Origin of the sequence: Corallococcus llansteffanensis (genome assembly GCF_003612055.1) — a bacterium.
Taxonomy (GTDB): domain Bacteria; phylum Myxococcota; class Myxococcia; order Myxococcales; family Myxococcaceae; genus Corallococcus; species Corallococcus llansteffanensis.
Genome location: NZ_RAWB01000114.1, coordinates 1 through 20,241, shown reverse-complemented (window position 1 = coordinate 20,241; position 20,241 = coordinate 1). Strand labels below are relative to the sequence as shown.

19 protein-coding genes and 1 pseudogene are annotated in these 20,241 nt (G+C 71.2%); 18 read left to right on the top strand and 2 right to left on the bottom strand.

Annotated features, from left to right (window positions below):
* The 4 genes from D7V93_RS13355 to D7V93_RS13340 all read left to right on the top strand — a co-directional run.
* A partial coding sequence (locus D7V93_RS13355) for a M24 family metallopeptidase (protein WP_120643772.1) occupies positions 1 to 1,227 on the top strand: 1,227 nt, incomplete at its 5' end.
* A gap of 22 nt (positions 1,228 to 1,249) precedes the next feature.
* On the top strand, positions 1,250 to 2,107 hold the full coding sequence (locus tag D7V93_RS13350; RefSeq protein WP_147451161.1) for a hypothetical protein: 858 nt from the start codon (positions 1,250 to 1,252) through the stop codon (positions 2,105 to 2,107).
* 11 nt (positions 2,108 to 2,118) lie between these two features.
* Positions 2,119 to 3,138 carry a CARDB domain-containing protein gene (locus D7V93_RS13345; RefSeq protein WP_158623733.1) on the top strand — a complete coding sequence of 340 codons (1,020 nt, stop codon included), beginning with the start codon at positions 2,119 to 2,121 and terminating at the stop codon, positions 3,136 to 3,138.
* A gap of 2 nt (positions 3,139 to 3,140) precedes the next feature.
* Positions 3,141 to 3,818, top strand: coding sequence for a hypothetical protein (locus D7V93_RS13340; protein WP_147451160.1), 678 nt, complete (start codon positions 3,141 to 3,143; stop codon positions 3,816 to 3,818).
* A gap of 136 nt (positions 3,819 to 3,954) precedes the next feature.
* Here D7V93_RS13340 and rtcR read toward each other — a convergent pair whose 3' ends face one another.
* Complete coding sequence (gene rtcR, locus D7V93_RS13335) at positions 3,955 to 5,592, bottom strand: RNA repair transcriptional activator RtcR (RefSeq protein ID WP_120643768.1); 1,638 nt, start codon at positions 5,590 to 5,592, stop codon at positions 3,955 to 3,957.
* A 148-nt stretch (positions 5,593 to 5,740) separates the two neighbouring features.
* Here rtcR and D7V93_RS13330 point away from each other — a divergent pair, with 148 nt between their 5' ends.
* The 4 genes from D7V93_RS13330 (at position 5,741) to D7V93_RS13315 (ending at position 9,541) form a co-directional block, all read left to right on the top strand.
* Positions 5,741 to 6,976: an RtcB family protein gene (locus D7V93_RS13330; protein WP_120643767.1), complete on the top strand. Its 1,236-nt coding sequence runs from the start codon at positions 5,741 to 5,743 to the stop codon at positions 6,974 to 6,976.
* 185 nt (positions 6,977 to 7,161) lie between these two features.
* Complete coding sequence (gene rtcA, locus D7V93_RS13325) at positions 7,162 to 8,178, top strand: RNA 3'-terminal phosphate cyclase (protein ID WP_120643766.1); 1,017 nt, start codon at positions 7,162 to 7,164, stop codon at positions 8,176 to 8,178.
* A gap of 126 nt (positions 8,179 to 8,304) precedes the next feature.
* Positions 8,305 to 9,162, top strand: coding sequence for a DNA-formamidopyrimidine glycosylase (gene mutM, locus D7V93_RS13320; protein ID WP_120643765.1), 858 nt, complete (start codon positions 8,305 to 8,307; stop codon positions 9,160 to 9,162).
* Between the two features lie 124 nt (positions 9,163 to 9,286).
* Entirely contained in the window at positions 9,287 to 9,541 is a 255-nt protein-coding gene (locus D7V93_RS13315) for a hypothetical protein (RefSeq protein WP_120643764.1), read from the top strand.
* 22 nt (positions 9,542 to 9,563) lie between these two features.
* Here D7V93_RS13315 and D7V93_RS13310 read toward each other — a convergent pair whose 3' ends face one another.
* Positions 9,564 to 10,223 (bottom strand): hypothetical protein, encoded by a 660-nt coding sequence (locus D7V93_RS13310; RefSeq protein WP_120643763.1) that lies wholly within the window; start codon positions 10,221 to 10,223, stop codon positions 9,564 to 9,566.
* Positions 10,224 to 10,330: 107 nt separating this feature from the next.
* Between D7V93_RS13310 and D7V93_RS13305 the strand changes: the two genes are divergently transcribed.
* The 10 genes and pseudogenes from D7V93_RS13305 to D7V93_RS13260 form a co-directional block, all read left to right on the top strand.
* Positions 10,331 to 11,437 carry a response regulator gene (locus D7V93_RS13305; RefSeq protein WP_120643762.1) on the top strand — a complete coding sequence of 369 codons (1,107 nt, stop codon included), beginning with the start codon at positions 10,331 to 10,333 and terminating at the stop codon, positions 11,435 to 11,437.
* A gap of 87 nt (positions 11,438 to 11,524) precedes the next feature.
* Positions 11,525 to 12,274 (top strand): YebC/PmpR family DNA-binding transcriptional regulator, encoded by a 750-nt coding sequence (locus tag D7V93_RS13300; protein WP_120643761.1) that lies wholly within the window; start codon positions 11,525 to 11,527, stop codon positions 12,272 to 12,274.
* Positions 12,275 to 12,309: 35 nt separating this feature from the next.
* Positions 12,310 to 12,888, top strand: a complete 579-nt coding sequence (ruvC, locus tag D7V93_RS13295) for a crossover junction endodeoxyribonuclease RuvC (RefSeq protein WP_120643776.1) — start codon at positions 12,310 to 12,312, stop codon at positions 12,886 to 12,888.
* Positions 12,885 to 13,499: a Holliday junction branch migration protein RuvA gene (gene ruvA / locus D7V93_RS13290; RefSeq protein WP_120643760.1), complete on the top strand. Its 615-nt coding sequence runs from the start codon at positions 12,885 to 12,887 to the stop codon at positions 13,497 to 13,499. The genes ruvC and ruvA overlap by 4 nt, the downstream gene beginning before the upstream one ends.
* 706 nt (positions 13,500 to 14,205) lie before the next feature.
* A pseudogene (locus D7V93_RS44905) lies at positions 14,206 to 14,547 on the top strand (GNAT family N-acetyltransferase); the annotation flags it as partial.
* 55 nt (positions 14,548 to 14,602) lie between these two features.
* Entirely contained in the window at positions 14,603 to 15,841 is a 1,239-nt protein-coding gene (locus D7V93_RS13280) for an AAA family ATPase (protein WP_120643774.1), read from the top strand.
* A gap of 108 nt (positions 15,842 to 15,949) precedes the next feature.
* A complete protein-coding gene (locus tag D7V93_RS13275) occupies positions 15,950 to 17,338 on the top strand; it encodes an ATP-binding protein (protein ID WP_120643759.1) in 1,389 nt (462 codons plus the stop codon).
* Between the two features lie 367 nt (positions 17,339 to 17,705).
* On the top strand, positions 17,706 to 18,491 hold the full coding sequence (locus D7V93_RS13270; protein ID WP_158623731.1) for a phosphodiester glycosidase family protein: 786 nt from the start codon (positions 17,706 to 17,708) through the stop codon (positions 18,489 to 18,491).
* A gap of 95 nt (positions 18,492 to 18,586) precedes the next feature.
* Positions 18,587 to 19,027 carry a hypothetical protein gene (locus D7V93_RS13265; protein ID WP_120643757.1) on the top strand — a complete coding sequence of 147 codons (441 nt, stop codon included), beginning with the start codon at positions 18,587 to 18,589 and terminating at the stop codon, positions 19,025 to 19,027.
* A gap of 181 nt (positions 19,028 to 19,208) precedes the next feature.
* Positions 19,209 to 20,241 (top strand): aldehyde dehydrogenase family protein (locus tag D7V93_RS13260; protein WP_120643773.1); only part of this gene is annotated, 1,033 nt, incomplete at its 3' end.

The following is a 20,241-nucleotide window of genomic DNA, read 5'->3' as shown; positions in this document are numbered from 1 at the left end:
GAATGGGCCCTGCGCGCGTCGTGGCTGAAGGAGCGACACGCGCTGCTGCTCGACATGATGCGCCGCCACGGTGTGGGCATGTGGGTCGTCATCAACGAGGAGTTCCACGATGATCCGCTGACGGCCTGGGTCGCGCCGCCGATGCCCTACGTGGGCAACCGCGACGTGTTCGTCTTCGTGGACGCGGGGGACGCGGGGCTGAAGAAGGTCGCGCTGACGGGCTACGCCACGGAGGCGGTGACCCGGTTCTTCGAAGTGCCCACGGAAGGGCGCAAGCCGGAGGAGGTGCTCGCGGAGCTGGAGGCGCGCCACCACCCGCGCACCATCGCGTTGGGCATCGGCGGCAAGCGCGGGGTGACGCGCAGCCTGACGCATGACAGCTACCAGTGGCTGGTGGAGGCGCTGGGCCCCCAGGCCGAGGCGCGCTTCGTGAGCGCGGCGCCGCTCATCGAGGAGTACCTGGACACGCGGCTGCCCGGGGAGTTCGCGCCGTACCGTGAGCTGGTGGTGCTGACGGAGTCGCTGGTGAAGCGCGCGCTCTCCAACGAGGTGGTGGTGCCCGGGAAGACGACGGTGGGCGAGGTGCGCCGCTGGCTGTACGACGCGCTGTGGGAGGCGCGCGTGGGCACGTGGTTCCAACCGGACCTGCGCGTGCAACGCCAGGGCATGAAGGACGGCTTCTCACGCGGGTTCCTGGCGGTGGCGGACGAGGCCGTGGTCATCCAGCGCGGGGACCTGCTGCACGTGGACTTCGGCGTCACGGCCCTGGGGCTGAGCACGGACTGGCAGAAGATGGCCTACGTGCTGCGGGACGGGGAGAAGGACGTGCCGGAGGGGTTGAAGCGCGCGCTGGCGAACACGCAGGCGCTGCAGGACGCGATGATGCTGCGCGCGTCGCGGCCCGGACGCTCGTCCGCGGACGTCTACGACGCGACGATGGCGGAGATGAAGGAGCGGGGCATCGAGGCCAAGGTGTACAGCCACCCGCTGGGCGCGCAGGGCCATGGGCTGGGGGCTTCCATCGACTTCCGCGCGGCCTCGCGCAAGGAAGCGCCCCGGCTGCTTCGCAAGGGCTCCTACCTCGCCGTGGAGCTCAACACCGTCACCGCCGTGCCAGAGTGGGACGGGCAGCGGGTGGCGGTGATGCAGGAAGATCCGGCGTACCTGACGGACGAAGGCTGGAAGTTCTTCGTGCCCCGGCAGGACGCCTTCTATCTCATCCACTGAAGACACGAAGGGAGCGGACGTGATGCGCGTGGGCAAGCCGTGGACGACAACCCGATGGAGGGGCCGGGCGCGACTCGCGCTCGCGCTCCTGGGCGGCGTGGCGGGGGGCTCGGGTTGTACCGCCCCTGTAGGGGATGAAGGCTCACGCGAGGTCCAGGAGCGTTCCCTGGCCGCGGAGGCCACGCTCCGGCCGCCGCGCGCGGTGGATGGCCTCTTGAGCCTGCTCGACCAGACGGCCTCGGTGGTGGAGGGGGACGTCATCGACCTGCGCTCCGAGTCCTCGCCGCGCACCGGGCCCTGGACGGTGGTGACGCTGGGGAACGTGCGCGCGCACCTGGGGGAAGCGCCCCGGGAGCTGCGGCTCAAGCAGGCTGGAGGGCTGCTGCCGGATGGACGGCAGCTCGTCGTCAGCCACGTGCCCCGCTTCGTCCTGGGCGCGCGCTACGTGGTGTTCCTGCGCAACACCGGGTGGAGCCTGTCGCCGGTGCTCGACGGGCATGCCTTCCGCGTGGAGTCGGTGGGCGGCCGGGAGGTGCTCGTGGGGCCCGAGGGTGGACTCGTGGCCGGCCTGGGGACGGCGGGCGTGCGGTGGACGGCGCCGGTGTTCGAGACGGTGGAGTTGCAGGGAGGCCGTCCGGCCCTGCGCGCGGGCGTGGACGTCGCCGGGCTTCCGGAAGCGCTGGCGCCCGAGGCGTTCGTCGCGCTGCTCCAGAACCACCTGCGCGCGCGCGGGCTGAGCGTGACGGGAGCGTTCCGCGAGGAGCCTGTCGCCACCGCGTCCTCGCTGTCCGTGCCGGTGACGCCCGCGTCGCTCCAGGCACCCACGATGGGCATCGTTCCCTCCCAACCCGAGCGGGACGTCCCGCCCGGCCAGCCGTGATGAGGTTCGCCATGAGGACAACGAGGATCGCGGGCTTCGTCGCGGTGCTGGCGCTGGGCAGCCTGGAGGCGGGGGCCGCCGCGTGGGACACGTGCAACGGCTCGCCGGTGAAGTGGTACAGCGGGCCGGCGGTGTCGCGGAACCGGTGCAGCATCCCGGACTCCGGCAACGTCAACACGGCGTACTGGAACGGGCTGCGGCAGTGGGATGACCTGTCGCACATCGTGAGCGCCTTCAACGTGAACCCGGTGACGGACTGCGCGTTGGACCACAGCGATGGCCAGAACGAGATCGGCCTGTGCAGCCGGGCGGCCATCGATGGGAACAACGGCGTGACGTACTCCACGGTGGGCGTGTGCTTCATCGGGAGCAACGGCATCGACGAGGCGGACGTCTGCATCGCCAGCGACCTGGACTTCACGCCGCGCAACGGGAACGCGTTCGGCACGTCGGGCCGGAGCACGTTCGTGCACGAGGCGGGGCACTTCTTCGGCTTCAAGCACGAGGGCGGGCACAGCATCCTGCGCACCTCACCCCCGCACCTGGTGACGGGAGGCTACGAGGCTTCCACCCTGTGGCCCACGAACGCGCAGGGCATGCGCGATCTGTATGGCTACACGCAGACGAAGCCCAACTTGCTGCCGTCCGCGATGGGCGTGGTGGGGGACGTGGCGCAGACGTTGGATCCCGCCGTCACCCGGTCCGTGTGTCGCAACACGGCCACGAGCGTGAAGTTCTACGTGGGCAACCTGGGCAACGCCGCGGTCGCGTCCTACACGTTGCGCGTGAGGCTGAGCCCGACCACGCCGCCGAATGGCTACAGCGAGTCCACGAACGTCGTGGCCACCTACGGCCATTCGCTCGCGGCCTTCTCGGAGGGCACGTACTCGCTGGGCTTCACGGTGCCCGCGGGCCTGCCCTTCAACACGTACTACGTCTATCTGGACATGGATCCGGAGGGCGCGGTGTCCGAGCTGCGCGAGAACGACAACACCACCGTCAGCGCGATGCTCCTGCAGGTGGGGTGCTGAGCGTGCGGCACGAGGCCCTGCTGGCGCTGCTGCTCGTCGGGGCCTGCGCGAAGCCGAGGGAGGAGCGGGCGCATCCGCCGGATGCGCCCGTATCTCCGTCGAAGGCCGTTGCCTTGAAGGCGCCCGAACGTCCGCAGCCACCGGGTGCGGTGGTGGTGCGGACGGACGCGGGCACCTTCGAAGCTCCCTCCGTGCGGCTCATGGCCACCTTCACCGAAGGGGAGGCGCCTCCCGCGTTGGAGGTCGCGTTGAGCGCGCAGGCGCAAGGCGGACGTCAGTGGGCCGTCCTTGCTCCGGTGGAGCCCGCGTTCCCGAAGACGAAGCACGCCACGGCGCGGCTCACCCGGATGCCGCTTCAGGTGGGGCTGGCCTCGGCGGAGCTTCGTGGGCCGTCCGGTCCTCCGACGCTCGCGGATGAGGGGACGTTGGAGTTGAACGTCACTGGACGCGAGGTGCACGGCACGGTGCGAACGCAGGACGCGGACCTGACCGCCACGTTCCAGGGGCCACTATCCGTCGAGTGCATGGTCCCCGCAGCCTGGCTGCAAGGGACGGACACGCACGCGTCACCCGGCGCGCCCGTGCCGGTGGCTCCGTCGTCTGCGCAAGGAACAACCGTCGTGCCCGACGAGGCCGGGACCACGGCGCGATGCCGTGTGCTGAAGGAGCAGTTCCGCTGAGCACGCGTCCCCTGACCTTCGCGACAGCGCGCCTGTTCATTCCCGCCCAGGTGCGCGCTTCGCGGAGCCGGCTCACTCAGCATCCGCGACAGCGCGCCTGTTCATTCCTGCCCGGGTGCGAGCCTCTGCGCACGCGTCACTCCGCGTCCGTCATCCCGCGCCCGCTCACGTCCGCCCAGCCGAGCCCGAAGCGCGCCAGGTACTTCCGCAGCCGGTCCGCGTCGTTGACGCTCTTCTTCTGCGCTCGCGACTGCGAGAACAGGGTCCGCCCCGCGTCCGACAGCGAGCGCGCGGAGCGGCACACGCCCACCACGTCCGCGAGCTGCACGCGGTCGAACCGGTCCAGCTCCGCCGCGCGAGCCGGGCCCAGCACCTCCGCCAGCACGTCATCGTGAGCTGACACCGCTGCTCCCGCGGGGCGCCACTGGGCGCGCAGCCGCTCCAGCTCTTCGTCCACCACCTCGCGTGTCATCCGTCCCCCGGCCGCGAGCGTGGACATGCGCAGCACGGCCGCGTTGAGGTCGCGGAAGTTGCCGTTCCACCGGCCTTCGGGAGATGTGGCGAAGCGCAGGAAGTGCTCCTGCGCCTCCTTGCTCATCGTCACCCGGGTGCCCAGCGCCTGCGAGGCTTGATCCAGCTCGAACTGGAGGTTGGGCGCGATGTCCTCCGGGCGCTCGCGCAGCGCGGGCAGCCGGAAGGTCCACAGGTTGATGCGGGCGAGCAGGTCCTCGCGGAAGCGCCCCCGCTCCACGTCGAGCTGGAGGTCGCGGTTGGTGCCGGCGATGAGCTGGAAGTCGCTCTCCGCCTCCTTGTCCGCGCCCACCGGCAGGAACCGCTTGTCCTCTAGCGCGCGCAGCAACATGGCCTGCTCGTCCGCGCCCAGCTCCCCAATCTCGTCCAGGAACAGCACGCCCCCGTTCGCCTGTCGCATCAACCCGGGCCGGTCACCCACCGCGCCGGTGAAGGACCCCTTCACGTGGCCGAAGAGGGTGGACATGGCGCCGTCGCCGCGCAGCGTGGCGCAGTTGAGGTCCACGAACGGGCCCACCACCTGGTTGCGCGACTTCTTCAGCGCATAGATGCGTTTGGCGAGCTGCGACTTGCCCGCGCCCGTGGGCCCCGTCAGCAGGAGCGGCGCGCGGGACTGCACCGCCACCTGTTCGATGCGCTCGATGAGCCGGTTGAACGCGGCGTTGTGCGTGTCGATGCCGGACTTGAGGAAGGACAGGCCCTCGCGCTGCTGCTGTCGGAAGCGCGCCGCCAGCGTGTCGTAGTTCGACAGGTCCAGGTCGATGAGGGTGTGCGTGCCCGAAGCCGACCGCGAGCCGGCGTTTCCCGGCGACGTCTGCACCAGCCGGCCTGGAATCAGCCGGCTCTCCACCAGCAGGAACATGCAGATCTGCGCGATGTGCGTGCCCGTGGTGATGTGCACCAGGTAGTCCTCTTCCTCCGGATGGAAGGGGTGGGCGCGCACGTGGTCCAACAGCGCGCCATACGTCTCCTCCAGGTTCCAGGGGTCACGGATGTCCAGGGACGTCAGGCGCACCTGCGTCTCCGGCGACACCTGGGCGATGTCCTCCTGGATGACCTGGGCCAGCGACGTGACCCGGGGCGGATGCAGCAGCTCCAGCCGGTGCACCACCAGGTCCTCCTGCTGGCACAGCGCCACCGTGGGGCGCCACCGCGTCCAGCGCTGCGCCCCCATGCCCGTGTCGAGCGTTGTTCCCAGCATCCCGATGACGACCGTTCGCCGCGCCTTGGTCTTTTGAGCCATCAAGATAGGAACTTATCCCATGGGATAGAGAACTCCAGCCCCGGGTGGGGGGCTCCCTCGGAAGCGGCGTTGGCACGGCGGCTGCTCTAGCTCCCCCACGTGACCGGGACACAGAGCCCGGTCGAACGACCGAGGAAGGGTGAAGGCCATGGACCGCGAGAACACGAACTACGAAGTGCTGTCGGATGCTGCGGGTCGCCCCATCAAGGCGTGGACGGTGGGGGTGCCGTTCGAGGACGAGGCGAAGGAGCAGCTTCGCAACCTCCGGGGCCTGCCCTTCATCCACAAGTGGGTCGCGGTGATGCCGGACGTGCACCGCGGTTACGGCGCGACGGTCGGGAGCGTGGTGCCCACGGTGGGCGCGGTGGTGCCGGCGGCGGTGGGCGTGGACATCGGATGCGGGATGATCGCCGTGCGCACGACGCTGCGCGCGGATCAGCTGCCGGACTCGCTGCGCGGGGTTCGCTCGGCCATCGAGGCGGCGGTGCCCCACGGCCGCACGGACAACGGCGGCCGTAACGACCGCGGCGCCTGGAAGGATTCGCCCGCGACGCATACGGCCGCGTGGGCGTCGCTCGTGAGCGGGTACGAGCAGATCGTCGCGAAGCATCCCCACATCGGCCGTGGGCCGCAGCTGGGTCACCTGGGAACGCTGGGGACCGGAAACCACTTCATCGAGCTGTGCCTCGATGAGGCGGATGGCGTGTGGCTGATGCTGCACTCCGGGTCGCGCGGGGTGGGTAACCGCATCGGAAGCCACTTCATCGAGCTGGCGAAGAAGGACATGAGCCGCTTCCACATCCACCTGCCGGACGCGGACCTGGCGTACCTGCCGGAGGGGACGGAGCACTTCGACGACTACGTGTTCGCGGTGAGCTGGGCGCAGGACTTCGCGGCGATGAACCGCGAGCTCATGCTGCGCTCGACGGTGGAGGCCCTGAAGGCGAGCGGTGAGCTGCCTCCGTTCGAGCTGGCCGAGTCGGCGGTGAACTGCCACCACAACTACATCTCGCGCGAGCACCACTTCGGGAAGAACTGCTTCGTGACCCGCAAGGGCGCGGTGCGGGCGCGCGCCGGGGATATGGGAATCATCCCCGGCAGCATGGGAGCGCGTTCGTACATCGTCCGCGGGAAGGGAAACGCGGACGCCTTCCATTCGTGCAGCCACGGCGCGGGCCGGGTGATGTCGCGTGCCGCGGCGAAGAAGCGCTTCACGCTGGAAGACCACGCGAAGGCGACGGAGGGCGTGGAGTGCCGCAAGGACGCGGACGTCATCGACGAGACGCCGGCCGCGTACAAGCCCATCGATGCCGTGATGGCCGCGCAGGCGGACCTGGTGGAGGTCGTCCACACGCTCAAGCAGGTGGTGTGCGTGAAGGGATAGCCGACGACGTCGTCGTTCCCACCCGCCGTCCAGCCGAGGTGCACATGCCGGGATGAAGCCACCGAGGCGCCCGTTCCCCCCAAGAGGTCCGAAAGGGCCGTTAAGGGTGGGGGAACGGGCGCCGCTATTTTTATCAGGGATGGGATGCTGCATCCGTCCGCGAGCGCCGAAGGAGCACGACACACATGGTCCGCATCGATGGTTCACAGGGGGAGGGGGGCGGTCAGGTGCTGCGCACCGCGCTGGCGCTGTCGCTGGTGACGGGGACGCCCTTCGAGATGGTCAACGTGCGCGCCGGCCGCGCCAAGCCGGGCCTGCTTCGCCAGCACCTCACCGCGCTCAAGGCCGCGGAGGTCGTGGGCGCCGCGGAGGTGACGGGCGCGGAGCTGGGCTCCAAGCAGCTCTCCTTCCACCCGCGCGCGCTGTCGGCGGGCAACTACCACTTCGCGGTGGGCACGGCGGGCAGCGCGACGCTGGTGCTCCAGACGGTGCTGCCCGCGCTGCTGCACGCGGAAGGGCCCTCCACGCTGATGCTGGAAGGTGGGACGCACAACCCGGCGGCGCCGCCGTTCGACTTCCTGGAGAAGACGTACCTGCCGCTGCTCAACCGCATGGGGCCGCGCGTGGAGGTGAAGCTGGAGCGCCCTGGCTTCTATCCGGCCGGCGGCGGGAAGTTCCGCGTGGACGTGCAGCCGGCGAAGCTGCAGCCCCTGCACCTGATGGAGCGGGGACGGGTGTTGCGGCGCGAGGCGGTGGCCCAGGTCGCGGCCATTCCCTTCGACGTGGCCCGCCGCGAGCTGGAGGCCGTGGCCGCCGTGCTGGGCCTGCGGCCGGATCAGCAGCGGGGCGAGGAGCTCAAGCGCGCCTTCGGGCCGGGCAACGTGCTGCGCGTGGAGGTGGAGAGCGAGCACGTGACGGAGGTGTTCACCGGCTTCGGCGAGCGCGGCAAGCGCGCGGAGACGGTGGGCGAGGAGGTCGCCGCCAAGGTGAAGCGCTACCTGGACGCCGACGTCCCGGTGGGCGAGCACCTGTGTGATCAGCTCCTCCTGCTGCTCGCCCTGGCGAAAGGCGGGAGCTTCCGCACGCTGGCGCTGGACAGCCATGCGCTCACGCAGCGCGAGACGATGGCGCACTTCCTGGACGTGAAGGTGGACGTCCGCGAGGTGGAGCGCGACGTGGCCGAGGTCACCGTCCGCACGTGAGGTGGGGCAGGGCCTCGTCCGGTCGGATGCCCGACGGACGGACGAGGCTCCCTCCCAGCGGGGGACAACCCATGACGTTACCTCGAATCCTTCCTACGTTCCTGGTGCGTAGGGGAGGATGCACGCGTGGCCGAAGTCCCCGAGGTCGAGATCATCGTCCGCGATTTGAAGCAGGCCGTGGTGGGCCGCCGCTTCGTGGATGCGCAGGTGTTGGTGCCGGCGGCGGTGCGCTTCGCGTCGCCCGAGGACTTCATCCAGAACCTGCGCGGCCGGCGGGTGCTCGCGGCGGACCGCCGGGCCAAGTTCATGCTGCTGACGCTGGATGATGGGCAGACGCTCGCGCTGCACTTCATGCTCTGGGGCGAGCTGGCCCTCCGGCCCGCGGGCAGCGAGCGGCCCCCGGCCACGCTCGTCGTCCTCACGCTGGAGGGGAATGACGAGCTGCAGTTCTCCGACACGCTGGGTTACGCGCGCGTGGCGCTGGGCCCTGCGTCGTGGCTCGCGGCCCAGTTGAAGCTGGGGGAGCTGGGCCCGGAGGCGCTCGATGACACCTTCACGCCGGAGCTGCTGGCCCGGTTGCTCCGCCGTCGGCGCAGTCCGCTCAAGACGGTGCTCCTGAACCAGCGCGTGCTCGCGGGGCTGGGCAACCGCGACGCGGATGAGAGCCTGTGGGCCGCGGGCATCGATCCCCGGCGCCTGGCGTCATCGCTGTCGCCCGCCGAGCTTCTCCGGCTGCACCGGGGCATCCGCGACGTGCTGGAGGAGGGCTTGCGCCTGCGCGGCACGCAGCGTGACCTCTTCGGCGTGAAGGGCCAGGCGCTGCACCGGCGCAACATCTTCGGCAAGCCGGGCGCGCCGTGTCCGCGCTGCACCACGCCCGTGTCGCACCAGCGCGTCGGCGGCCGCAACACGCACTGGTGTTCGCAGTGCCAGCCCGCGGACGGGCCCGCGCCGGACGCCCCCGCGCAGACCTCGCTGCTCTGAGCCAGCCCGCGGACGGGCCTGCGCCGGAAGCCCCGCGCAGACCTCGCTGCTCTGAAGAAGGGCCCTCGCGAGCCCGCTCCCCGGGTGCGGAACCCCAGAGGTGCGAGCCCCGCGAGGCGCTGGTATGAACGGGCCCGTGTCCGACGTTCCCGCCGCCCTGCCCATGCCCCTCGACGACGCGCTCGTGCGCGCGAGCGAGGAACACCAGCTCCCCGGCTACTACCAGTCCAGCGTGCGCCCGCTCCTGCGCGACCCGGAAGGGCGCTGGCCTTCGTGCTGCGGCGGAGGCTGCGAGCCGTGCGCGCAGACGCTCATCCGCGTCGCACTGCGCGCGCTCGAACTGATGGGCACGCCCCGCCAGAGCCCTCCGCCCGAATAGGCGCGGGAAGAAGTCCCCAGCGTCAGAACAGCCGCGTGCCCAGGCCCACGCGCGCGTTGAAGCCCAGGCGCGTATGGCCCGCGCCCGCGCGCTCCTGGAACGTCTCCACGCCCACCTGTCCCGCCGCGAGCAGCGACAGGCCACTGCCCAGGTAGACCTCCACGCCCAGGCCGCCCAACGCCTGGAAGCGCCGCTGCTTCTCGCCCGTGAGCCCCAGGTCGATGGGCAGGTCCACCAGCCCCAGCAGCGCCACGGTGTCACCCAGCCGGTAGCTGGCGACGAGCCCCGGGAGGATGCGCACCAGCACGCCGGAGAAGTTGTCGTCGTCCATGTACGTGGCGCCTGAGTTGAGCACCAGGCCCAGCCCCAGCGACGGCGCGAGCTGCAAAGCGCCTCGCCGCAGCACCTCCTTGCGGCCCAGCACCTCCAGCGACGCGGCCAGCTTGAACCAGTCGAAGCGTCCGCGCGCCTCCATCTCGAAGCCGCCAATGCCCTGCCGGAACCCCAGCCCCACCTCCGGCGCGCCCGTGTAGCCGTAGAGCGCCGTGCCCCCGGCGGGCAGCATCACCGGCGCCACCACCGAGCCCAGCGGGTCTTCCCCCGAGGACGAGAAGCCCGCCTCCTGGGCGGAGGACACGGCGGGCACGACGAGGAAGGTCAGCAGCAGGACGAGGCGCGTCATGGGCGCGCACCCTAGCGTGGGTTGCGCGGTGGCCAAAACCGAACGATTCCAGGGACTTGGGGGCAGATTGTACATTCCCGACTGTTCCCTGGAAGAATGGGGAATCCATGGTTGCCCATCTTCACGCCGCGCCGCCCCCTCCGTCCTCCACACCCGCGGGAGGTCGTGACGCACTCGACCTGTCGGGTGAGGCGGGAGGCTGCGTGCTGCTGGTGGGCGAGGCGGCGCGGCCGGCGGTGGCCGAGGCGCTGCTCGCGGAGGGCTTCGAGCCCGTGCGCGTGGAGGGCATGCGCGAGGCCCTGGCGCGGCTCGCCTCTTCGGAGGCGCTGCCCCGGCTGGTGGTCATCGACGCGGAGCTGCCGGACGGAGATGGCTTCAGCCTCTGCGGGCTGCTCCGGGCGGACGCGAAGGCGGCGCACCTGCCGGTGTTGCTGGTGGCGCGTCACCAGGAGGAGTTCCACCGCGACCTCGCCGCGGGCGTGGGCGCGGACGAATACCTGGTGGAGCCGGTGGACGCCCGGGATGTGGCGGTGCTCGCGCGGCTCAAGGCGGGCCGGCGCGGCGAGGAGGACGTCTACGACGCGCACACCGGACAGCTCCCGCTGGTGCACCTGGTGCGCGCGCTCCTGTCCGGGGTGCGCTCCGGGCGCGTCATCCTCCTCGAGGACACGGGCTCCTTCACCTTCCGCCACGGCCTCGTGGTGGACGCGACCTTCCACGGCGAGCGCGGCAGCCTCGCGTTCCGGCGCCTGCTGTGTTTCGGCGCGGGCGGCTACACGGTGACGTTCGGCCCGGAGCTGCACCGGGGCACCTTCTCCATGGACCGCCCGTACCTGTGCGAGCAGGTGGTGCCGGGCCTGGAGCGCTTCGAGGCGCTGCGCGTCCGGGGCCTGCCCCTGGCGGCGCGGCTCACGGTGGACTTCAACCGGCTGGCGCGCGAGCTGCCCACGCTGCCCGAGGACGTGGAGCAGGTGGTGCGCCTCTTCGACGGGCGGCGCACCGTGCGCGCGATGCTGCTGGAGTGCCGCTTCCCGGAGGCGCTGTCGTACGAGGCGGCGACCCGGCTGTTCATGCTGGGCGTGCTGGTGCCCGCCATCCTGGTGGAGGAGCGCGAGCGCGCCCGGGAGTCCGCGGGCCCACCGCGCCTGTTCGAGCCGACCTCGGAGCCGGCCCCGGAGCTGATGGACGAGCCGGGCTCCGACGACGCGTCGTGAGGGTTTGACTCGGGCGGCCTGAACGGGGCACAAGGCCGGGGACGTGGGCCCTCGCGGCCCCGTCCTCCCCGAGCCCAAGCCGCCGCCATGTCCGGTCACAACCGATGGTCGAAGATCAAGCGCCAGAAGGCCGCCATGGGCGCGACCAAGGGCAAGCTCTACTCCAAGCTCATCAAGGAGCTGACCGTCGCCGCGCGACTGGGCGGCGGTGACCCCTCGGGCAACGCCCGGCTGCGTGTGGCCATGGGCCTGGCGCGCGAGGCGAACATCCCCCGCGACTCCATCGACCGCGCCATCAAGAAGGGCACGGGCGAGTTGGCGGGCGAGTCCTACGAAGAGGTGACGTACGAGGGCTACGGCCCCGGTGGCGTCGCGCTCATCATCGAGTGCCTCACCGACAACCGGAATCGCTCCGCCAGCGACGTGCGCAACCTGCTGAGCAACCACGGCGGGAACATGGGGGCCGAGGGCGCGGTGGGCTGGATGTTCCACAAGAAGGGCGTCATCGTGGTGAAGCCCGGCCCCAGCGAGGACCAGGTGATGGAGCAGGCCCTGGAGGCGGGCGCGGAGGACATCGTCGACCAGGGACCGGATGGCTTCGAGGTGCGCACCCTGCCGGCGGACCTGCACGCGGTGGGCTCGAAGCTGGAGGCCGCGGGGCTCGCGCTCGGCGAGCAGAAGTGGACCTTCGTGCCGCAGAACACCGTGAAGGTGGAAGGCGACAACGCGAAGCGCCTGTTGAAGCTGATGGACGCGCTCGATGAAAACGACGACGTGCAACACGTGCACGCCAACTTCGAGATCGACGAATCCCTGATGGAGTCGCTGTCCGCGTGAGCCCCTTCCAGGGCGCGTGGGAAAGGAACGGGCCGGTGCGCGTGCTCGGCGTGGACCCTGGCAGCCGCTTCATGGGCTTCGGGGTGGTGGAGGAGAAGAAGGGCAAGCTCGTGCACCTGGGCCACGGCGTCATCAAGGTGCCGGAGTCCGCGCCCCTGGCCGAGCGCCTGAAGGACCTGCACGCCGCGCTGTGCGCCGCGCTCGCGCGTTATGCGCCGGAGGCGGTGGCGGTGGAGGGCCTCTTCACGTTCCGCAACGCGCGCAGCGCCCTGGTGCTGGGGCACGCGCGCGGCGTGGCGCTGCTCGCGGCGGCGCAGGCCGGGCTGCCCGTGCACGAGTACGCCCCCGCGAGCGTGAAGAAGTCCGTGGGCGCGAGCGGCGCGGGCGGCAAGGACGCGGTGGCGCGCATGGTGCGCACGCTGCTCGGCGTGGACGAAGCGACGCTGGAGCGCGCGGATGCCAGTGACGCGCTCGCCGTCGCGCTGTGTCACCTCAACCATTCCCGCGTGGGCCTGCCCCGCGCGAGCGCCCCCGCGAACGGCAAGCGCAAGGGGGCCGCGTCGGTGCTCGCGGACCGGCTGTCGTCCGCGTACAAGCGCCCGGAGGCCCGATGATCGCCCGCTTGCGTGGCACGCTGTTGGAGAAGGGCGCCGAGGACGCCGTCATCGACGTGCAGGGCGTGGGCTACCGCGTGAACCTCTCCACGATTGGACTGGGGAAGCTGCCCGCGGACGGCCAGCCGGTGGACGTGCGCATCCGCACCGTGGTGCGCGAGGACGCCTTCGAGCTGTTCGGCTTCCTCTCCGTCCCGGAGGAGGAGCTGTTCCTGCTCCTCAACAGCGTGTCCCGCATCGGTCCGCGCATGGCCCTGGGCGTGCTGTCCGGCATGGAGGTGCCGGAGCTCATCGCGGCATTGGCGCGCGGCGAGGTGGCCCGGCTCGCCAAGATCCACGGCGTGGGCAAGAAGACCGCCGAACGGCTCGTCCTGGAGCTCAAGGACAAGGTGAAGAACATCCACACCGAGGCCGTGGCGCGCGGCACCGCCCCCGTGGCGCCCACGCCGTCCGGCAACAGGTCCGACCTCGTCTCCGCCCTGCTCAACCTGGGCTACAAGCAGCCCCAGGCGGAGAAGGCCGCGGACGTGGCCACCGAACGGCTGGGCCCGGAGGCCACCTTCCAGGCGCTCTTCCGCGACGCCCTGAAGGTCCTGCGCTCCGGCTCCTGAACACCGCCTCCTCCCGCAGGGCGAGACGCGGTGCAGCCGGGGACACGAAGTCCTCGGAAAATCCGCGCAACTCTGTTTCCCGGATGAAGCTGGCGAAGTCGCCCGCCGAACGGGGTGGGGGTTGGGCCGGCGTCAGAAGCGGGCCCGCAACGGCGGCCGCACGACACACTGGAGGGGTGGCAGGCAGCGTTGCGCTGTCTTATTCCGCTGGCGACACCAATTTTCAATTGGGCGGGTGCTCCCAGTCGGACTGCGCCGTCCAGAGGAGGCATGTGTCATGGCGGCATGGCTTGGCGTCCCGGTGCTCTTGCTGCTGCTGGTCTCCGGTTGCGGCCCGGAGGAGGTGCTGACGGAGCAGGTTCCCGGCGAAGGGGCGGTGGCCGCCCAGGCGCAAGGGGCTCCGCTGCCGTGTGGACGGTGGGCCTCGCCCGCGGGCGACCTGCGCAAGGGCGCGGAGGGCTCGAAGCCGGAGGCGCTGGTGCCCGTGGACGCGCAGGTCTTCTACGTCGCGGATGACGGCACGTCCGGCCGCGAGCTGTGGGTGACGGACGGCAACGACACGCGGTCGCGGCGGGTGAAGGACGTGCGGCCCGGGCTGCCAGGCAGCACGCCGCGCTTCCTCACGGCGGTGGGCCGGCAGCTCTTCTTCGTCGCGGATGACGGGCGGCATGGCCCGGAGCTGTGGGTGACGGACGGCAGCGCGAAGGGCACGGTGCTGGTGGCGGAGCTGGACGGCGAGGTCGTGGGCACGGTGGCCCTGTACCCGCCGGGCGCGCCCGGCACCGAGGCCTGGCTGCCCAACACGGCGGACCTGCGCGCCCTCGCCACGTCGGTGCGCGTCCATGGCCAGGGCCTGGCGCAGCCGCTGCTGGCGGAGACGGAGGTCCTCGCGAGGCGCTGGGGCGTGGATGCCATCTCGCTCCACGTGCGCCGGGGCGCGGTGGGCGTGGCGCGCATGTACCAGCGCCGGGGCTACCAGCGCGTGCCGGCGGGCGACCTCGAAAAGCCAGACGTGTTCCTGGAGGCGTACCTGCTGCCGTTGAAGTGAGGGACTCGCGCGGGCATGTCAGGTGGCGACACCCTGGCCCGTGGGGGCGCTCATCATGAAGATCCAGATTCCCGAGCAGTCCCTCGTGCTGCTCATCGGTCCCTCCGGTTCGGGCAGGTCCACCCTGGCCCGCAAGCACTTCCCACCCACGGACGTGCTGTCCGCGGCCGCCGACGCGGAGGCCACCCTGCACGCCGAGGTGGCGGGGCGGCTGGCCCGGGGGCTGCTCACCGTCCTTGATGACGTCCCCTTCAGCGCCGAGTCCCGCAAGCGGTGGGCGGCCCTGGCCCGCGAACACCACGTGCCCCTGGTGGCGGTGGTGCTGGACCTGCCGGAGGCGCTCATCCTGGAGCGCCACCGGCTGCGCTCCGGCCCGGTCGCGAGCCCGCGCGGACTGCGCAACCAGGTGCAGCAGCTCCAGCACGCGCTGCGGAGCCTGCCGAAGGAGGGCTTCAAACACCTCCACGTGCTCACGCCGGAGACGGTGGACGCGGTGTCCTTCGAGCGTCAGCCCGTGCCCGGCCACCTCCCACACGAGCACGGACCGTTCGACATCATCGGAGACATCCACGGGTGTCTGGAGGAGCTGACGGCGCTGCTGACGAAGCTGGGCTACACGGTCGCGCCGCGCGCGGATGGCACCCCCGGGTTCGACGTGGGCGCGCCGGTGGGGCGCAGGGCGGTGTTCCTGGGCGACCTCGTGGACCGGGGGCCGGGCGTGACGGGGGTGCTGCGATTGGTGATGGGCATGGTGGAGGCGGGCACGGCGCTGTGCGTGCCGGGCAACCACGAGCTCAAGCTGCTGAAGAAGCTGCGGGGCCGGGAGATGCGCGTGTCGGCCGGGCTCGCGGTGACCCTGGCGCAGCTGGAGCGCGAGCCCCCGGAGTTCCAGCAGGCGGTGGCGGACTTCATCGAGGGGCGCCCCTTCCAGTATGTCTTGGATGGCGGCCGGCTGGTGGTCGCGCACGCGGGCCTGAAGGCGGAGATGCACGGGCGCGACTCCACCGAGGCGCGCGACTTCGCGCTCTACGGCGAGACGACGGGCGAGGCGGACGCGTACGGCCTGCCGGTGCGCGCCGATTGGGCTGCCCGGTACCAGGGACCGGCGACCGTGGTGTATGGCCATACACCCGTGCCGGAGGCCGAGTGGATCCACGACACGGCCTGCGTGGACACGGGCTGCGTGTTCGGCGGGAAGCTGACCGCGGTGCGCTATCCGGAGCGGGAGTTCGTCTCCGTACCCGCGGCACGCGTGTATTGGGAGTCACGAAAGCCCCTCCACGCAGCGCCGTGACGTCCGATACGCGACCTCTCTCCAGCGTCAGGTCGGGGATGAGGTTGCCTGCTCGGCACCTGGACGACCAGGGAGGTGCTTATTCCTGGAAGGGTCCTATGATTGCGTATGGATTTCGCCCTGGCCCAGGGAAGCACCGCGCATCATCCGCCTCCTCCGGCCGGGGGCAGCCACCGCGTCCAGTTCTATGAAGATCCGGCCTTCCTCTTCGACGTGGTCGCGAGGTTCCTGGAGGTAGGTTTCCAGGCCGGTGAGCCCGCGGTCATCATCGCCACGGAGATCCACCGCAAGGGCTTCAAGGCGCGCCTGAAGGCGATGGGCTTCGACGTGGAGCGCGCCCTGGCGGACGGGCGGCTCGTCCTGCTCGATGCCCGGGAGACCCTCGCGAAGCTCATGGTCTGGGGGATGCCCGACGAGGAGCGCTTCCAGCAGGTCATCGGGCCGGTGCTCGACAAGAGCCTCCGGGGCGCTGGAGGGCGGAGGGTCCGCGCCTACGGCGAGATGGTGGACCTGCTGTTGAGGGACTCGAACCCCCGGGCCGCGCTGCTGTTGGAAGCGCAGTGGAACGACCTGGGCCGGTTGCACCCGTTCAGCCTGCTGTGTGCCTATGCGATGGGTGGCTTCCAGACGCAGAAGGACGCGCAGGTGTTCCACGACGTCTGCTCCGCGCATGCCCACGTGAGCCCCACGGAGGCCTATACGCAGGTCCAGTTCGAGGAGCAGCGCCTGCGCGAGGTCGCCGCCCTGCAGCAGCGCTCCAAGGCGCTCGAGTCGGAGATCGAGCACCGCAAGCGCGTGGAGAAGGAGCTGCTGGCGGCGGTGCAGCTGCGCGATGACTTCCTGGCCATCGCCGGGCACGAGCTGCGCACGCCCCTCACGGCCCTCCAGCTCCAGCTCCATTCGCTCACGGGCCTGGTGCGGGACGTGGAGAACCCCCGCGTGAAGGAGCGGCTGGAGCGGGCGCAGGGCCAGGCGCAGCGGCTCGGCGAACTCACGGAGGAGCTGCTGGACGTGGTCCGCCTGGGCGCGGGCCGGCCCCAGCCCGTGGTGGAGGACTGTGACCTGGCGGAGCTGTCGCGGGAGGTGGTGGACCGCTTCGCCGAAGCAGTGACCCGCTCCGGCTGCCAGCTCCAGGTGTTCGCCGAGGAGCCGGCGAGGGGCCGGTGGGAGCGCACCCGCATCGAGCAGGTGATGACGAACCTGCTCTCCAACGCCCTCAAGTACGGGGCGGGCCAGCCCGTGGAGCTGTGGGTGAAGGCGGGCGCGGATCGGGCCACGCTCGTCGTCCGGGATGGCGGCATCGGGATTCCGCTCGAGGCCCAGGCCCGCATCTTCGACCGCTTCGAGCGCGCGGTGTCATCGAGCAGCTTCGGAGGCCTGGGGCTCGGGCTGTGGATCGCCCGACAGGTGGTGGAGGCCCACGGCGGCGTCATCCACGTCGAGAGCGAACCCGGACGCGGCGCCACCTTCACGGTCGAATTGCCGTACAGCGTCTGAGCCCCGCCGGGTGGCTCAGGCCGCCGCGGCAGAGCGGCCCCGACGCCCTGGCGGGCGCGTCCAGCGCGGCGGCGGTGGTGAGGATGGCGCGGATCCGCTCCGGCGCGGTGATGACCTCCCGGACGACGGGGCGGGGGGCCCCGGCCTCCCATTCCAGGCCCGGTGCCTCGGATGACGGACGCGGCTGTGCCCGCGCGAAATGCGCTCCCACGGTGTGTCTCCCGGGTGATGGACGGCGGCGCGCCCGCGAATCACCTGTGAGCCACGGGGAGGCGTGCTTGAGCGGGATACGGAACGGGTTGCGCGGTCGGGTCGTTGAATCAGGATGAATGTGGCGGAGCGGGGCTCCGCCGGGAGGACGCACGCCATGAAACCCACAGGTGTCTCGCTGTTGCTCGCGTCGCTCCTCGCCGTGGTGGGGCTCGCCGCCTGCCCGTCCCGCTCCGCCCCCGCGCCGGTCTCACCGCTGCTGGAGACACGGGTCATCGACCACGCGGGGACGCGCTTCGACGTCGTCGTCGCGGACCTGTCGCGCGTGGACCTGCGGCTGCTCCGACAGGACGCCGCGGGTCGGCCGCTCAGGACCTTCGAGGCCCTGGAGCGCTTCCTGGAACAGCAGGGGCTGCCCCTGCTCGCCGCCACCAACGCCGGCATCTTCGAGCCCGGGGAGGTCCCCTCCGGCCTCTTCGTACAGGACGGCCAATCCCTCTCCCCCCTCAACACCCGCGCGGGCTCCGGCAACTTCTACTGGCAGCCCAACGGCGTCTTCTTCATCGGGCCCCGGGGCGCGGGCGTGGTGGAGACGGCCGCCTACGCCAGCGTCGCCCGGGGCGTGCGGCAGGCCACCCAGTCCGGCCCGCTGCTGCTCTCCCACGGCGCCCTGAACCCCACGCTCGCCGGTTCACGCTCCCGCTACACGCGCAGCGGCGTGGGCGTGGACGCGAAGGCGCCCGGCCGCGTGTTCTGGGTGCTGTCCCGCGACAAGGTGCCCGTCCGCGCGCTCGCCGAGGTCTTCCAGTCCCGGCTCGGCTGCACCGACGCGCTCTACCTGGACGGCGCCATCTCCCGCTTCCACCCACCCACGCTCCAGGGCGGGGCCCCGGAGACCGGCGGTGCGTTCAGCGGCTTCCTCGTCCTCACGCCCAGGCGCTGAAAACAAAGAAACCCCCTGGGTTGCCTGGGGCAAGGGGGGGCGTCACCGGTGGGAAAGGTGCGTGACCCCCCGGACGCGCTTAGCCTCCACGGGCCATGTCCCTCCGCAAGGACTTCATCGAGCGCGCCATCGAGCAGTTCGTGGCGGCCATCGCCAGCATCCTCCGGGCCCGCAAGGAGAAGCGGTATGGGGACGCGCGCACGCTCATCCGCGAGACGGCCCTCTCCGTGCTGGGCATGGAGTACGGCACGCTCCTCCTGGCGGACGCCGAGTCCACGTCGCGGCTGCTCGGCACCCACGCCCGGGTGCGGATGCTCGCGCGGCTGGTGCGCGAGGACGGCGAGCTGATGCGCGAGCAGGGGGATCCGCTCACCGCCGACTCGCGCTTCCTCCTCGCGCTGGAGCTGTACCTGGAGGCCATCTCGCTGGGCCTCAACCCGGACACGGACGACGCCACCGCCATCGCGGAGCTGCGGGGCCTCACGGATGCGTCCGCGCTGTCGGAGCGCCACCAGCGGATGCTCGCCCAGGCCTGACGAGGCGCGGCGCGCACGTTGACGCACCCGGATCCGTTGAACACCCGCCCTCGCATCGGTCGGGTTTGAGACACGCAGACGCGGAAGAATCCACCGCGCGTGTCCCCCCGCCTTGCCAGGCGTCAACGACTTGCGTCTATCATTGCCGCCTCATTCGTCACGCAACACCGGGGGGGTGCGCGTGTCCTTGGTTCGGTTTCCCGAGAGCGTTGTCTCTTGTCGTAACCTCGTGGGCGGGGAGTGGGTGCTCCCTGCCGAGGTGACGACGCAGGACGTCCGCAGTCCCTACACGGGGGAGGTCATCGGCCGGTTGCCGTTGACGACCGCGTCTGGAGTCGCCGAAGCGGTGGAGGCCGCGAAGGTGGCGGCGCATGACTGGGGCCTCACGCCGCTGCGCGAGCGCACCCAATGTCTGCAAGCCTTCCGCGAGCTGCTGGACACCCACCAGCGACGGCTGGCGAACCTGGCCGCGAGCGAGTCAGGCAAGACGGTGGCGGAGGCCCGCGCGGGGCTGCTCAAGGGCATGGAGGTCTGTGATTTCGCCCTGTCGCTCCAGAACCTGGATGGCGGCGCGAGCATGGAGGTGAGCCGCGGCGTCACCTGCGAGTACCGCCGCGCGCCGCTGGGGGTCGTGGCCGGCATCACGCCGTTCAACTTCCCCGCGATGGTGCCCCTGTGGCTGTTCCCCATCGCGGTGACGCTGGGCAATGCCTTCATCCTCAAGCCGTCGGAGAAGGTGCCGCTGACCGCGTGCGCGCTGGGGGAGCTGATGGTCGCGGCGGGCTTCCCGCCCGGCGTCTTCTCCCTCGTGCACGGCGGGAAGGCGGCGGTGGACGCGCTGGTGGAACACCCGGACGTGAAGGCGCTCGCCTTCGTGGGCTCGTCCCCGGTGGCGCGGTACCTGTACGCGGAGGGCAGCCGCCACGGCAAGCGCGTGCTGGCGCTGGGCGGCGCGAAGAACCACCTCATCGTCGTGCCGGACGCGGATCCGGAGCTCACGCCGCAGGCGGTGGTGGACTCGTTCACCGGCTGCGCGGGGCAGCGCTGCATGGCCGCCAGCGTGATGCTCGCGGTGGGGGACGTGCAGCCGCTGGTGGACGACATCGTGCGGCGCGCCTCGCGACTGGAGGTGGGGCCGGGCATGGGCGCGCTCATCGACCGGGGGGCGGTGGACCGGCTGGAGACGGCCATCGCGAAGGCGAAGGCGGAGGGGG

Coding starts and splice junctions, on each gene's coding strand:
- D7V93_RS13350 (WP_147451161.1), top strand. CDS start 1,250: ATGCGCGTGGGCAAGCCGTGGACGACAACCCGATGGAGGGGCCGGGCG.
- D7V93_RS13345 (WP_158623733.1), top strand. CDS start 2,119: ATGAGGACAACGAGGATCGCGGGCTTCGTCGCGGTGCTGGCGCTGGGC.
- rtcR (WP_120643768.1), bottom strand. CDS start 5,592: ATGGCTCAAAAGACCAAGGCGCGGCGAACGGTCGTCATCGGGATGCTG.
- D7V93_RS13330 (WP_120643767.1), top strand. CDS start 5,741: ATGGACCGCGAGAACACGAACTACGAAGTGCTGTCGGATGCTGCGGGT.
- rtcA (WP_120643766.1), top strand. CDS start 7,162: ATGGTCCGCATCGATGGTTCACAGGGGGAGGGGGGCGGTCAGGTGCTG.
- D7V93_RS13315 (WP_120643764.1), top strand. CDS start 9,287: ATGAACGGGCCCGTGTCCGACGTTCCCGCCGCCCTGCCCATGCCCCTC.
- D7V93_RS13310 (WP_120643763.1), bottom strand. CDS start 10,223: ATGACGCGCCTCGTCCTGCTGCTGACCTTCCTCGTCGTGCCCGCCGTG.
- D7V93_RS13305 (WP_120643762.1), top strand. CDS start 10,331: ATGGTTGCCCATCTTCACGCCGCGCCGCCCCCTCCGTCCTCCACACCC.
- D7V93_RS13300 (WP_120643761.1), top strand. CDS start 11,525: ATGTCCGGTCACAACCGATGGTCGAAGATCAAGCGCCAGAAGGCCGCC.
- ruvA (WP_120643760.1), top strand. CDS start 12,885: ATGATCGCCCGCTTGCGTGGCACGCTGTTGGAGAAGGGCGCCGAGGAC.
- D7V93_RS13280 (WP_120643774.1), top strand. CDS start 14,603: ATGAAGATCCAGATTCCCGAGCAGTCCCTCGTGCTGCTCATCGGTCCC.
- D7V93_RS13275 (WP_120643759.1), top strand. CDS start 15,950: ATGGATTTCGCCCTGGCCCAGGGAAGCACCGCGCATCATCCGCCTCCT.
- D7V93_RS13270 (WP_158623731.1), top strand. CDS start 17,706: ATGAAACCCACAGGTGTCTCGCTGTTGCTCGCGTCGCTCCTCGCCGTG.
- D7V93_RS13265 (WP_120643757.1), top strand. CDS start 18,587: ATGTCCCTCCGCAAGGACTTCATCGAGCGCGCCATCGAGCAGTTCGTG.